This is a genomic window from Pseudomonas sp. FSL W5-0203 (assembly GCF_001896155.1).
In the GTDB taxonomy this organism is placed as follows: domain Bacteria; phylum Pseudomonadota; class Gammaproteobacteria; order Pseudomonadales; family Pseudomonadaceae; genus Aquipseudomonas; species Aquipseudomonas paracarnis.
This window is the reverse complement of record NZ_MPOR01000016.1, coordinates 1-14,490: the sequence shown is the minus strand read 5'-3', so window position 1 is coordinate 14,490 and position 14,490 is coordinate 1. Positions and strand designations below refer to the sequence as shown.

Annotated in this window: 10 protein-coding genes; 9 read left to right on the top strand and 1 reads right to left on the bottom strand. The window is 62.8% G+C overall.

From position 1 onward, the window contains the following. Positions 1-33: 33 nt before the first annotated feature. A complete protein-coding gene (locus tag BOP96_RS15725) occupies positions 34-735 on the top strand; it encodes a FadR/GntR family transcriptional regulator (RefSeq protein ID WP_014718317.1) in 702 nt (233 codons plus the stop codon). Between the two features lie 16 nt (positions 736-751). Next, the gene (locus BOP96_RS15720) at positions 752-1,438 is read left to right on the top strand and encodes a GntR family transcriptional regulator (RefSeq protein WP_014718316.1); all 687 of its coding nucleotides are present in this window, start codon (positions 752-754) and stop codon (positions 1,436-1,438) included. Between the two features lie 184 nt (positions 1,439-1,622). Here BOP96_RS15720 and BOP96_RS15715 read toward each other — a convergent pair whose 3' ends face one another. Continuing rightward, a complete protein-coding gene (locus tag BOP96_RS15715) occupies positions 1,623-6,491 on the bottom strand; it encodes an NAD-glutamate dehydrogenase (protein ID WP_073453267.1) in 4,869 nt (1,622 codons plus the stop codon). Between the two features lie 482 nt (positions 6,492-6,973). Here BOP96_RS15715 and BOP96_RS15710 point away from each other — a divergent pair, with 482 nt between their 5' ends. From BOP96_RS15710 to BOP96_RS15680, 7 genes are all read left to right on the top strand, one after another. Next, the gene (locus tag BOP96_RS15710) at positions 6,974-7,327 is read left to right on the top strand and encodes a hypothetical protein (RefSeq protein ID WP_003190803.1); all 354 of its coding nucleotides are present in this window, start codon (positions 6,974-6,976) and stop codon (positions 7,325-7,327) included. 266 nt (positions 7,328-7,593) lie between these two features. Then, positions 7,594-8,553, top strand: coding sequence for an AAA family ATPase (locus BOP96_RS15705; protein ID WP_020301524.1), 960 nt, complete (start codon positions 7,594-7,596; stop codon positions 8,551-8,553). A 5-nt stretch (positions 8,554-8,558) separates the two neighbouring features. Further along, positions 8,559-9,491 carry a DUF58 domain-containing protein gene (locus BOP96_RS15700; RefSeq protein ID WP_014718313.1) on the top strand — a complete coding sequence of 311 codons (933 nt, stop codon included), beginning with the start codon at positions 8,559-8,561 and terminating at the stop codon, positions 9,489-9,491. Continuing rightward, a complete protein-coding gene (locus BOP96_RS15695) occupies positions 9,488-9,982 on the top strand; it encodes a DUF4381 domain-containing protein (protein ID WP_003190798.1) in 495 nt (164 codons plus the stop codon). Before BOP96_RS15700 ends, BOP96_RS15695 begins: the two co-directional genes overlap by 4 nt. Beyond that, on the top strand, positions 9,975-11,063 hold the full coding sequence (locus tag BOP96_RS15690; protein WP_073453265.1) for a vWA domain-containing protein: 1,089 nt from the start codon (positions 9,975-9,977) through the stop codon (positions 11,061-11,063). The genes BOP96_RS15695 and BOP96_RS15690 overlap by 8 nt, the downstream gene beginning before the upstream one ends. Further along, positions 11,060-12,799, top strand: a complete 1,740-nt coding sequence (locus BOP96_RS15685) for a tetratricopeptide repeat protein (protein WP_058410354.1) — start codon at positions 11,060-11,062, stop codon at positions 12,797-12,799. The genes BOP96_RS15690 and BOP96_RS15685 overlap by 4 nt, the downstream gene beginning before the upstream one ends. Beyond that, positions 12,796-14,436: a BatD family protein gene (locus BOP96_RS15680; RefSeq protein WP_038450009.1), complete on the top strand. Its 1,641-nt coding sequence runs from the start codon at positions 12,796-12,798 to the stop codon at positions 14,434-14,436. The genes BOP96_RS15685 and BOP96_RS15680 overlap by 4 nt, the downstream gene beginning before the upstream one ends. The last annotated feature ends 54 nt before the right edge of the window (positions 14,437-14,490 follow it).

Sequence of the window (14,490 nt, the reverse complement as noted above, 5' to 3'; positions counted from 1 at the left end):
ATACTGTATGAGCAACATCAAGGAGCCTTCGACGTGATCAGCACTTCAACCGTCGTCAATTCAGTGGTAGAAAAACTGCGCGCCGCCTTGGCGCGAGGCCAGTGGCGCCGCGGTGAAATGCTGCCCGGTCAACGCGAACTGGCCGAACAGCTGGGCATCAGCCGCCCGAGCCTGCGCGAAGCGGTAATCGTGCTGGAGACCCTCGGCCTGGTGCGCTCCATGCCCGGCAAAGGCGTAGTCGTGCTGGAAACCAGCGTCAGCGAGCCGCAATCGAGCGACGCCGTGGCCGATGCCAGCCTCGAGGACATCCTGCAACTGCGCTACACCCTCGAACCCTTCATCGTCGGCCTGGTGGCCCAGTCCATCAGCAGCAAGGAAATCGGCCAACTGCGCCTGACCCTGATGGACATGCGCGAGGCCCTCGATGCCGGCGATGCCGAAGCCGGCATGAACGCCTATATCGACTTCCATGAAGAATTGTTCGCCCTGACCTCCAACCCGATCTTCCAGAACGTGGTGCAGCAAACCAGCACCGCGCTCAAACAAAGCGCCCAGGTACTGCGCAACTCGCCTGAACACCTGGCCGAACGCCTGCAAGAGAACGAGGCCGTGGTACGCGCCATCCGCAACAAGAACAGCGCCCTGGCCAGTGCCGAAATGCGTCGGCATATCCTGCAGGAAGGCCTGCGCATGGGCATTCGCTTGAATATCCCGGACGACCATCTGGGCAGTTGATTTTCGGAGACCGGCCATGAACGCTCACGCCCTGCAACGCGACTCCACCCTCACGTCCCTACGCTGGACGCCCGAAAAAAAGCCCTCGGTGGACGATATCTACCCACGCTTGTTCGACGCCATCCTTGAGCAACGCATTGCGCCCGCCAGCCGCTTCACCGAAGAAGGCCTGGGCGAACTCTTTGGCGTGAGCCGCAGCGTGATTCGCCGAGTGCTCGCCAAGCTGTCCCATCAGCAAGTGGTCATCCTGCGCCCCAACCAGCGCGCCCAGGTCGCCGCGCCGGATGCCCAGCACACACGGCAGATTCTGGAAGCACGGCGCCTCACCGAAATGACCGTGGTGCAACTGGCCTGCGCTCAGGCCACAGCGATGCAGATTCGCCAACTGCGCGAGCTGATTGCACAGGAGCGCGACGCCATTGAGCGTGACCAACGGGGGCCGGCGATCCGGTTTTCGGGAGAGTTTCATCTGCAACTGGCGCACATGGCAGGCAATGCGCCGTTGGCGCAGTTTCTCAACAGCCTGGTGCCGTTGACGTCGTTGATCATTGCGCAATTTGAAGTAAAAGCCTGCACCTATTGCGCGTGGCAGGAGCATGTGGCGATTGTGGATGCCGTGGAACAGCGCGACGCTCACACGGCCGTCGCCCTGATGACCCAGCACCTGGATCACCTGGAAACCCGACTACTCAAACACCACTGACGCCAAGTGAGTAAAGTTAAAACTGTGGGAGCTGGCTTGCCTGCGATAGCGGTGTATCAGTGACCAAATTATTAACTGACCCGCCGCTATCGCAGGCAAGCCAGCTCCCACATTGATCGCATTCCAGATCAAATAAAAAAGCCCCCGCATCTCAGGATGCGGGGGCTTTTGGTTTAGCGAGGCATCAAGCCGGTTGCACCACCGACTGACCGCTCAACGCCAGGTCCAGCAACTCACGGTTGGCCACCGCGTACATGGCGTAGTCCGTGCCCACTGCGGCACGAATTTCCACCATCATGGCACGCCAGCGATCCGCCATGTCCTGATGCTGCTCAAGCCACAGGGCCACGCGGGCTTCCATGTCTTGTGGCGCATCGGCCATTTGCAGGACCGAAATGGTGATCGCCCGTTGCTGCCAGTCCACGTCGTCGCGGAAGGCTTCGCGGGCCTGGGCTTGCCAGTTGTTGGCCACTGGCAGATCGCTGATCTGCTGCAGGTACCAAGGCAGGTCCAGGGCGCTGCCGACGGCGAAGTAGGCCTTGGCCACTTCGGCGGCGTCATGCCCGGTCACGTCGGCGGCTTCGATGATCGGCAGCAAGGTGTACAGGTGGGTAGTGCCTGCAACCATGCGCGCCAACAACTCTGGTACGCCGGCCTGGGTGTAGGCCTGGTAGCGGTTCTGCCAGCCTTCGCGGGTCGGGCCTTCCAGCAGTTCGTCGAGCTTGAGGCCCAGCGCCGCCAGGTGCGGACCGAAGTGCGCGGTGTCGCGCCCGGCGTCTTGCTCGTTGCGACGGCTGCGCAAGAACCAGCGCGTAGCACGACGGCCCAGGCGCATCAGTTCATCCATGAGCTCCAGTTGCACGTCAGCGGAAACCTGGTGGTCCAGGGCTTCAATCTGACGGAACCAGTGCGGGAGATGGAAGATGTCCCGCACGATCACATACGCGCCCGCCACGTTCGCTGGGCTCATACCGGTCGACTCTTTGAGTCGCTGCACGAAGGTGATGCCCATGTGGTTGACCAGGTCGTTGGCGATCTGGGTGCTGACGATCTCGCGCTTCAGACGATGGCGACGCATGGCTTCGCCGAACTTGGCCACCAGGCTCGGTGGGAACGCGGTCTCCATGTCACGGGTCAGGTACTCGTCATCCGGTACCAGCGACTTGAGCAACGCTTCCTTGAGGTCGATCTTGCTGTACGAGATCAGCACCGACAGCTCCGGACGGGTCAGCCCCTTGCCGGAAGAGGCGCGTTCAGTAAGCTGTTCCTCGGTCGGCAGGTACTCGATGGCACGGTCCAGCTTGCCACGGCCTTCCAGGTCGCTCATCAGGCGCTTGTACTCGGCAGCACGCTCGTAAGCCTTGCGCGCAGCCAGGGACAGGGCCTGGGTCTGCTTGTAGTTGTTGCCCAACACCAGGTTGCCAACTTCGTCGGTCATGCTCGCCAGCAACTGGTTGCGCTGCTTGTCGGTCATGTCACCGGCCTGCACCACTTCGTTGAGCAGGATCTTGATGTTCACTTCGTGGTCGGAGCAATCCACGCCACCGGCGTTGTCGATGAAGTCGGTGTTGGAACCGCCGCCATTGAGACCGAATTCCACACGGCCCAGTTGGGTCATGCCCAGGTTGCCGCCCTCGCCCACCACCTTGCAGCGCAGTTCGTTGCCGTTCACGCGCAGCGCGTCGTTGGCCTTGTCGCCCACGTCGGCATGGCTTTCGGTGCTGGCCTTGACGTAGGTACCGATACCGCCGTTCCACAACAGGTCCACCGGCGCCTTGAGCAAGGCGTTGAGCAGTTCGGTCGGGGTCAGCTTATCGGCCTGGATGTCGAAGCGTTCTTTCATCTGTGGCGAGATGGCAATGCTTTTCGCGCTGCGCGAGAAGATACCGCCACCTTCGGACATGATGCTGGTGTCGTAGTCGGTCCAGGCCGAACGCGGCAGTTCGAACAAACGCTTGCGCTCGACGAAGCTGGTGGCCGGGTTCGGGTTCGGGTCGACGAAGATATGCAGATGGTTGAAGGCTGCGACCAGTTGCAGTTTGTCCGACATCAACAAGCCGTTACCGAACACGTCACCGGCCATATCGCCGACGCCTACCACAGTGATGCTGTCTTCCTGCACGTTGATGCCGCGCTCACGGAAGTGACGCTGTACACCTACCCATGCGCCCTTGGCGGTGATGCCCATTTTCTTGTGGTCGTAACCAGCCGAACCACCGGAGGCGAACGCATCGCCCAGCCAGAAGCCGTAGTCGATGGCAATGCCGTTGGCGATGTCGGAGAAGGTTGCAGTGCCCTTGTCCGCCGCTACCACCAGGTACGGGTCATCGTCGTCATGACGCACGACGTTGGCCGGCGGCACCAGGGCGCCGTCTTTCAGGTTGTCGGTGATGTCCAACAGGCCGGAGATGAAGATGCGGTAGCAGGCGATGCCTTCGGCCGCGATCTCGTCCCGGCTGCCGCCCAATGGCAGGCGACGCGGCAGGAAGCCGCCCTTGGCGCCCACCGGCACGATTACCGAGTTCTTCACTTGCTGGGCTTTTACCAGGCCAAGCACTTCGGTGCGGAAGTCTTCTTCACGGTCAGACCAGCGCAGGCCGCCACGAGCGACGTTGCCGAAGCGCAGGTGCACGCCCTCGACCCGTGGCGAGTACACGAAGATTTCAAACTTCGGCACTGGCTTGGGCAGCTCGGGGATGGCACGCGGGTCGAACTTGAAGCTGAAGTACGACTTGTTCTGGCCGTTGGCATCGGTCTGGTAGAAGTTGGTGCGCAGGGTGGCCTTGATCAGGTCCAGGTAGCGACGCAGGATGCGGTCTTCGTTGAGCACCTGAACGTCGTCCAGAGCCGTGAGAATCGCTTGTTCCAGGCGTTGCTGCTTGTCTTCCAGGTCGTCGGCAGTGAGCTTGCGCGCCAGGTAGAAGCGGGTCTTGAACAGCCGGGTCAACTCGCGGGCGATGTCGGTGTGGTTGTTCAGGGTGCTGGCGATGTAACCCAGGTCGAAGCCCAGGCGAATCTGCTTCAGGTAACGGGCATAGGCACGCAGCAGCGCCACGTCGCGCCATGGCAGGCCGGCGGTGAGGACCAGGCGGTTGAACGCATCGTTCTCGGCATCGCCATGCACGATGTGCACGAACGCATCCTGCAGGGTGTCGTTGAGCTGCTGGATATCCAGGTTCACGCCTTCGGCGGCGATGAACGCAAAATCATGAATCCAGAACTCACGGCCATTGGCATGGCGCAGGCGATACGGAAACTCGCCCAGCACGCGCAGGCCGAGGTTTTCCAGGATCGGCAGTACGTCGGACAGCGCCAGCGGGGTGTCAGCGTGGTAGAGCTTGCAATGCAGCTCACGCTGACCGGAGACCTGGCCCAGCGGCTGATAGAAGCTCATCACCAGCGGGTTGGCTTCGGTCAGGCTGTTGAGGTGCTGCATGTCGACCACAGCCGAATGCGCAGCGAAACGCTCGCGGTAGCCGGCCGGGAAGCCCTTAGGGAAATCCGCCAGCACGTTGGTGCCCTGGGCTTCGCCGAAGCTTTCCACGACCAGACTGGCGTAGTCGTCCTGCCAGCTGCGGCAGGCCTGCACCACTTCTTTTTCCAGTTGCAGCGGGTCGATGTCCAGGCGGTTCTTCGGGTCAACTCGCAGAATCAGTTGCACACGGGCAAGGACGGACTCGGAGAAGAAGGTCCAGAACTCGCAGTCCGAGGCTTTCAGACGGTCCATCAGCACTTGCTGGATCTTCTGGCGCACTTCGGTGGAGTAGATGTCGCGTGGCACGTACGCCAGGCAGTAGCAGAAACGACCGTAGGGGTCTTTGCGCAGGAACACGCGGATCTTGTTGCGCTCCTGGATCTGCACGATTGACATCACGGTGCTGAACAGCTCGTCGACTGGAGTCTGGAACAGGTCGTCACGGGGCAATACTTCCACCACCTGGGCAAGTTCTTTACCCAGGTGCGCCTTGGCCTGGAAGCCCGAACGACGTTCGATTTCCGCGACCTTGCGGCGGATGTAAGGGATCACCCGCACGCTTTCGCCGTACACCGAGGAGGTGTACAGGCCCATGAAACGGTGTTCCTTGATGACCTTGCCGTCGGCGCTGATCTCGCGGATCGACACGTAGTCCGGGTAGGCCGGACGGTGCACGCGGCTTGGGTGGGCGGCCTTGGCGAACGACAGTACGGTCGGCTCGCGCAGGTAGGCCACCGCGTAGTCCTCGATGCGCAGGTCTTCGGCGGTGAGGCCGGCGCGCAGCAGCTTGGTCAGACCGAGGAAGGAGCTGGCGTCATATTCGATATGACCGCCGTCCGCCTCGTCACGTACCACGAACTCTTCGTAGCCCAGGAAGGTGAAGTGGTTGCCCACCAGCCATTCGAGGAAGTTCTTGATCTCGGCTTTTTCTTCGCCGTCAATGGCGAACGCGCTGGCGTCGATACCGGCGAGCAGGTCCTGAACCTTGGCTTTCATCGGTTCGAAATCGGCCACGGCTACGCGCACTTCGCCCAGTACCTGCTCAAGCTCTTTGCTCAGCACGTTCAGTTCGGCGGCGTTGGCGCAGCGGTCGATCTCCAGGTACATCAGCGATTCTTGCAGGATGCCGTCGCCCTGGGTGCCCTTGGGCAGGATTTCCAGCAGCTCGCCCTTGTTGCCACGACGCACGCTGAGCACGGTGGTTTGCAAGGTATGGATGCTGTAGCCACGGCGATTCAGCTCGGTGCGTACCGAGTCGACCAGAAAGGGCAGGTCATGGTGCAGCACTTCGACCGCAGTATGAGTCGATTGCCAGCCATGACGCTCATAATCGGGGTTGTAGACCCGCACTTGCGGTTGGGTGTGATCAAAGCGCTCAAGCAGGCGCCAGGCAGACAGGGTGCAACCGGCCAGGTCGGAAAGGCGACGCTGGGTCAGTTCGTCCAGAGAAATGATGCCGAAGAATTGCTCAGCGAACAGCGCCACTTGTGGCAGTGCCTGTTCGCTGATGTGCTGCGCCAGTGCCGCTTGCAGTTGGTGCTGGAAGTCGGCCTTGCTGGCTGCGGTGAAGAACGCCATCTGTGGTACTCCGCTTGGGCTTGTTATTGATGAAAGCGTCGCGTGTTATCCCCTTGCGGGGAGACCGTCAGCTCTGTTCGCTGGTGTGCTGACAAGCACCTTAAACGAATCAGGGTGACAGGTGGGTGAAGCTGGACAGGACAGTCAGGTCACATACAACTTCCATACGGCATGCCATTGGCCAGATGACGATACGACGGGCAGGTCAGGCGCCTGGCACAGGGCACATCCGTTGCGCAGCTTAACGAGTGTAGGAAGAACGCTGCTTGCGACGCTGCGACATATTCGGTCATCGGTAAGCAGGGTGTCGGTTGCAACTTGGGCAACCTAGGATTTTCGGTAGAAAATCTTGCTACTTTGCACACCATCAGTACCAGAAATGACCGATCCGGCCCGTCAGGTCATGCACAAGTTCCGACACAGGATGAAGCACAAAATTCGCCGCAGTGGCACAATTGCCCTCCCCAACACAGGATTGCCCCATGCTGCAGCTGAAAACCGACGCCCTGATGGCCACTCCGTGCGACGACGAAGAAGACAACATGGCCATGCTTTGCTGTCACGGCAAGAACGGCGAAATGTTCATGCTCACCCGTTACCCGGATGAAGACGAAGTGGAGCTGACCTGGGATTACGAGCCTTCGACCCTCGATGGGCTGAAAGTGACGCTGGGCGACACCACCTTATTGATCGAACTGGCGGCCGGCGATGCAGATGCCTTGGGCGGCAAGGACCAGTTGGAGATCACCCACAGCACCGCTGCGGCAGACATGGCCGAAGTGCAGGAAACGCTGCAGAACATCCTCACAGGCACCGGCACTTTCATTCGGATCTGAATGCACCGAAGACCCCATGTGGGAGCTGGCTTGCCTGCAATGCAGGCGGTGGGGTCTTTCAGCCAGACCGAGTTGAGGCCATCGCAGGCAAGCCAGCTCCCACAGTGACCGTGCTTTACCAGCCCAGACGCTTGCTATCCCATGGGTTTTGCTAAAAATACCCATCAAGCCGTTAGTCGCCGCACCCCGCGATGCATTAAAGTAAACGCCCCAGGCCCGGTGTTCTGTCACAACACCCAGGCTCATCTTTCCAGGAACCGTCATCGATGGAACATCGTGAAGCGCTGCTTGCGCTGCGAACCTTTCTTTCTACGCAGATTCTCGGCCAGGAAAAACTCATCGATCGCCTGCTGATCGCCCTGCTCGCCGACGGCCATATGCTGGTCGAAGGCGCACCGGGGCTGGCCAAGACCAAGGCGATCAAGGAGTTGGCCGAAGGGATCGAAGCGCAGTTCCATCGTATTCAGTTCACCCCCGACCTGCTGCCCGCCGACATCACCGGCACTGAGATCTATCGCCCGGAAACCGGCAGTTTCGTGTTCCAGCAGGGGCCGATCTTCCACAATCTGGTACTGGCCGACGAAATCAACCGTGCCCCGGCCAAGGTCCAGTCGGCCTTGCTTGAAGCGATGGCTGAGCGTCAGGTCAGCGTAGGCCGCAGCACCTATGAGCTGTCGCCGCTGTTTTTGGTGATGGCCACGCAGAACCCCATCGAACAGGAAGGCACCTACCCGCTGCCCGAAGCGCAGCTCGACCGGTTCCTGATGCACGTCAAGATCGGCTTCCCGGACGCCGCTGTCGAGCGCCGCATCCTGCAGCAAGCCCGCGGCGAAGCACTCAATGGCGAAACCAAGCCCGAGCGCCGGGTCAGTCAGCAGGCCATCTTTGCTGCGCGTAAGGAAATCCTCGGCCTGTACATGGCCGATGCCGTGGAGGAATACCTGGTGCAACTGGTGATGGCCACGCGCACCCCTGCCAAGTTCGACCCGGAAATGGCCGAGTGGATCGCCTATGGCGCCAGCCCCCGTGGTTCCATCGCCCTGGACCGTTGTGCCCGAGCCCATGCCTGGTTGGCCGGTCGCGATTTTGTCAGCCCGGAAGATATCCAGGCGGTGCTGTTCGACGTGCTGCGTCACCGCATCATCCTGTCGTTCGAGGCCGAAGCCGCCGGTGTCGACCAGGACCGCGTGGTGCAACGCATTCTCGACGTCGTTGCCGTCGCTTGAAGTCGATGAACGCAAGCGATGGCATCCGCGTAACCCTCAGTGAATTGATTGAGATGCGCCACCGCGTGCGTGAAGTGCAGTTGTTCTCCACGCCTGGCCAGCGTAGCCCGCTGGTGGGCCTGCATCACTCCAAGCTGCGCGGGCGTGGCGTCGATTTCGACCAGGTGCGCGTGTACCAGGCCGGCGACGACGTGCGCACCATCGACTGGCGCGTGACGGCGCGTACCCAGGAGCCGCACACCAAGCTGTTCCACGAAGAGCGCGAACGGCCGATTTTCATCATGGTCGAGCAAAGTTGCCGGCTGTTTTTCGGCTCGGGGCAAATGTTCAAGTCGGTGCTCGCCGCCCAGGCCGCCAGCCTGATCGGCTGGGCCGCCCTAGGCCATAACGACCGGGTGGGCGGGCTGGTGTTCGGCGACAATGAGCACTACGAGATCAAGCCACGGCGCAGCAAGCAAAGCCTATTGCAACTGCTTAACCGGCTGGTGCGGGTCAACCAGAGCCTGGATACCGAGCGTCAGCCGGAAGCGGATGCCCTGGGCATGGCCTTGCGCCGTGGCCGCGAGGTACTGCGCCCGGGCAGCCTGGTGGTGGTGATCTGTGATGAACGCGCCCTCACCGAAGGCGCCGAGCAACAGCTGAGCCTGCTGGCGCGCCATTGCGACCTGCTGTTGTTGCCAATCTCCGACCCGTTGGACCACGCCCTGCCCGCCGCCGGGCTGCTGCGTTTCGCACAAAGAGGTGCGCAACTGGAACTGGACACACTGAACATCGACCTGCGCCAGGCCTACAAGGCCCAAGCCGAAGCGCGTATCGCCCGCTGGGAACTGCTCGCGCAGAAACTGCGGCTGTTGTTGATGCCCTTGAGCACCCAGAGTGAAATGGTCGAGCAACTGCGCGAATACCTCAACCCGCAACGCCCGGTTAAAAAACCATGAGCAGCCTGGACCAACTGCAACCGCTGATTGCCCCGCCCGCCATTGGCTTCTGGCCACCTGCGCCGGGCTGGTGGCTGTTGCTGCTGGTGATCCCACTGCTCGGTTGGGGCTTGTGGTGGCTGCGTCGTTTCCTGCCGGCCCGCCGCCCCGTGGCCCGTGCCGAACAACCGCTGGACCCGTTGCGTATCGCCGCCCTGGCCGAGTTGGCGTTGATGCCCAAGCCCTACGACGGAGCGCCAGCGGGCGCCTGGTTGCAGCAACTCAACGGCCTGCTCAAGCGCCTTTGCCGTAATGACTACCCTTATAGCCAGAGCCACACCCTCAACGGGCGCAAATGGCTGGCCTTCCTGGATAACCGCTGCCCCGCCGCCGGCCTGACGCGCTGGATGGTGTTGGTGGAAGGCGCCTACAAGCCCGAATGCAAGCTCGACGACAAAGCCATCGCCGGTCTCACCCAAGCCGTCGACACCTGGATTCGCAAACATGTTTGAGTTCGCCTGGCCGTGGATCTTCGTCCTGTTGCCACTGCCCTGGATCATGCGCCTGGTGCTGCCCGTGGCCGACAGCGGCGAACCGGCGCTCAAAGTCAGTTACCTCAGTGACCTGGAAGGCTTGGCCCGCCGTCGTGCCCGGGTCAACCTGCCCGGCTGGCGCCAGCAAGCCCCATTCGTGGTGCTGTGGCTGCTGCTGTTGACCGCCGCCGCCCGCCCGCAATGGCTGGGCGAACCCTTGCCGATTGCTGCCAGCGGCCGGGATTTGCTGGTGGCGGTGGATGTCTCCGGCTCCATGGACTTTCCCGACATGCATTGGCAGGACGAAGACGTCAGCCGCCTGGCCCTGGTCAAGCACCTGCTGGGAGACTTTCTGGAGGAGCGTGAAGGTGACCGCGTGGGCCTGATCCTGTTCGGCAGCCAAGCCTACCTGCAAGCGCCCCTGACCTTTGACCGCCGCACCGTGCGCACCTGGCTGGATGAAGCGCGCATCGGCATTGCCGGCAAGAACACCGCCATCGGCGACGCCATCGGCCTGGCCCTCAAGCGTCTGCGCCAACGCCCGGCGCAAAGCCGTGTGCTGATCCTGGTCACCGACGGCGCCAACAACGCCGGGCAGATCGACCCGTTGACCGCCGCGCGCCTGGCGGCCGAGGAAAGCGTAAAAATCTACCCCATCGGCATCGGTGCCGACCCCGAGCAAACCGGCTCCCTGGGCATCCTTGGCGTAAACCCGAGCCTGGACCTCGACGAACCGGCGCTCAAGGCACTGGCCGAGGCCACCGGCGGCCAGTATTTCCGCGCCCGGGACGGCGAGGAACTGCTGAAGATCAAGGACACCCTCGACACCCTTGAACCCGTGGAGCAACAACCCACCCAGGCCCGCCCGGCTCAGGCGCTATACAGCGGCCCATTGGCCTTGGCGTTGGTGTTGAGCCTGTTGCTGGTGATCCAGGAACGCTGGCCGAACAACGCTTTGCAACGAGCCTTCAATAGGCTATCGAGCAGGGGCATCTTTTTGCAGCAACACCCTGAATGGCGCCAGCGCCTACAGCGCCTGCGCTTGCGGAGGCGTCGATGATCGCGCTGTGGCCGCACTGGTTGCGCCCCTGGTGGCTATTGCTGCTGCCCCTGCTTGGCTGGTTGCTGTGGCAGCTATGGCATCGGCAAAAGCGCGCCGGGCGCTGGCAGATGATTCTGCCGCCGGCGTTCCATGCCGAGTTGCTCAGTGGTGGCAATGGCCGCGAGAGTAAATCGCCATGGGTGGTGCTCGGCATCGCCTGGCTGTTGGCCGTGCTCGCGTTGCTGGGCCCCAGTTGGCAACGGGTTGAACAGGCCAGCCAGAAACCTTCCGACCCCCTGGTGGTGCTGCTGGAACTGACCCCGGAAATGCTCGCCACCGACAGCCCGCCCAACCGCCTGGAACAGGCGCGGCGCAAGCTGTATGACTTGCTGCAAGCACGCACCGATGCGCAAACAGCCATCATCGTGTATGCCGGCAGCGCCCATACTTTGGTACCGCTGTCCGATGACCTGGCTACCAGCCGCAACCTGTTGGAAGCCCTGCGCCCATCGATCATGCCCGAGCCCGGCCATCGTGCCGATCTGGCCGTGGAAAAAGCCCTGGGCCTGCTCAAGCAAGGCGGTCTCGGCCAGGGGCGCCTACTGCTGGTCGGTTCCTCACTGTCCAAACAAGAGCGCCAAGGCATCCGCCTGCAACTGCAAAGTGCCCAGGCTCCAACGTTGTCGATCCTCGGCATCGGCAGTCGCGAAGGCACGCCGGTGACGCAGGAGAGCGGCGAATTCCTCAAGGACGACCAGGGCGCGATCCTGGTGCCGCGTCTCGACAGCCCGACCCTCAAGGCGTTCGCCAGCGAAATGGGCGGCCGCTACCGTGCGGCACGCCTGGATGACAAGGACCTGCGCCAACTCGGCATGCTCGACAGCGCTCAAGCCCTGCGCGACGACGGCCAACGGCTGCGCCTGGACAGCTGGGCCGACCAGGGTTACTGGCTGCTCTTGCCGTTGTTGCTGCTGGCCGCGTGCGCCGGGCGTCGCGGCTGGCTGTTCTGCCTGCCCTTGTTGCTGATGGGCGCGCCGCAACCCAGCTACGCCTTTGGGCTGCAGGACCTGTGGCTGCGCCCCGACCAACAAGGCCAGTACCTGCTCAAGCACAAACGCCCAGCCGAAGCCGCCGAACACTTCCAGGACCCGCAATGGCAAGGCGTTGCGTTGTATGAAGCCGGCAATTACGCCGAGGCCATCAAGCGGTTTGCCCAAGGCAGCGACGCCTATTCTCACTACAACCGCGGCAATGCCCTGGCCAAGGCCGGTGAACTTGAGGCGGCCCTTGATGCGTATGAACAAGCCCTGGAAGCCCAGCCCGATTTGCAGCCCGCGCTGAAAAACAAAGCCCTGGTTGAAGCGCTGATGCAGGAGCAAGCGCAGCCCGAGCCGGACCCGCCCGCAAAAAACGCAGATGACGAAACCGCCCAACCCGGCCAAACTGCGCAACCGGGCACCAGCGCGCAAACGGCCCAGGGCGGCGAGCAATCGTCCCACGGCCAGGGCGAAGCCGGCACGGGTGAGACCCAGGCCAACGCCCCGCCACAGGCCGGTGGCAATGAAGTGCCAGGCAGCGAACTGGGTGACGAGCAAACCACCACGCCGCCACTACGCCCTGCCGACACGCGCCTGGAAGGCGAGCGCCGCCAAGCGCTGGAGCAATGGTTGCAGGAAATCCCGGACAACCCCGGCGAGCTGTTGCGCCGCAAATTCTGGTACGAACAGCAACAACATCAGGACACCACTCGATGAGCCGCCGCACTACCCTTTTGCTCCTGCTCGCGTTGTCGGCAGGCCACGCCCAGGCGGCGGACCTGGTCGCCAGCGTAGACCGCAGCCGCCTCAACTCCGGGGAAACGGTGGAGCTGACGGTGCAATCCAGTGATGTAACCCAGTTTGGCAAACCGGACCTGTCGCCCCTGGACGCGCAGTTCGAAGTCAGCGGCACCCGCCAGATCAACCAACTCACCACGCTGGACGGCGACAACCACGCCACCACCCGCTGGATCATCACCCTGTTGCCCAAGGTAAACGGCAACGTGGTGATCCCGCCGCTGCAGGTGGGCGCACTCAAGACCCAGCCGATCACCCTGCAAGTGGTGGAAAGCGCCAGCCAGAACACCAGCGCCGAACTGGCCCCGGTGTTCATCGAAGCCAGCCTCGACCAGACCAGCGTGTACGTGCAGGCCCAGGCCCTGTTGACCGTGCGCGTCTACCACTCGGTGTCGCTGTATGACGACAGCAGCCTCACGCCCTTGCAGATACCGGATGCACGTGTCGAACAACTGGGCGAATCACGCACCTATGAAAAGGTCATCAACAGCATTCGCCATGGCGTGATCGAAACCCGCTACGCCCTCTACCCGCAACACAGCGGCGCTGTGGTGATTCCGGCGCAGACCTTCAGCGCTACCCTGGTGGAATCGCGACCGCCCCAGGAAAACACCCTGCAGGGCACCAAGCCGGGCAAGATGATTCACGTTAGCTCAGCGCCCCTGCCCTTGACGGTCAAACCCAAACCGGACGCCTACCCCGCCGACACCCCCTGGTTGCCCGCGCGCAGCCTGACCTTGAGCGAAGGCTGGAACCCCACGCCGGACCACGTGCAAGTCGGCGACTCTCTGACCCGCAGCCTTACCGTGGAGGTCGAAGGCCTGTCCAGCGCACAACTGCCGGCGCTGCCCGGCACCGAGGTCAACGGCCTGCGCCGCTACCCCGACCAACCAGTGATGGCTAACCGTACCAGCGACCGCGGCCTGACCGGCAGCCGTGAAGACCGCGAAGCCCTGGTGCCGACCCGCGCCGGCGAACTGGAACTGCCCGCCGTGGAAGTGGTGTGGTGGAACACTCACGAAGATCATCTGGAACGCACCAGCCTGCCGGCGCGCACCGTGCACGTGGCGGTGAACCCCAGCCTGGTGGTGGACACACCGGCGACACCGACGATCATCACCGCCCCCGACGATGACCGCCTGTGGCTGTGGCAACTGAGCACACTGATACTGGCCTGCACCACCCTGCTGGGCTTTGGCCTGTGGTGGCGCGCACGCCGGCAACCGGCGGTACAACGCGCCGCGCAAACCGGTCCCAGCCCACGCACCCTGCTCGACGACCTCAAGCGCGCCACCCAGGCCAACGACCCCCACGCCACCCGCCAGGCCCTCGACGCCTGGGCGCGGCAACAACCCGAAACCCTGGCCGACATGGCCGCACGGTTTGTGCCGCTGTCAGATGCCCTGGATGGCCTGAATGGCGCGCTGTACAGCGAAAGCGGTCAATACTGGTTGGGTGATGACCTGTGGCGAGCGATCAAAGCCATCCCCGTGGCCGAACGCGAGCAAGACCCGGCCACCGACACCACCAGCTTGCCGCCGCTCTACCCCAAGTAACCCCCGAGCCTGCTCGTTCCCACGCTCTGCGTGGGAATGCCGCCCCGGACGCTC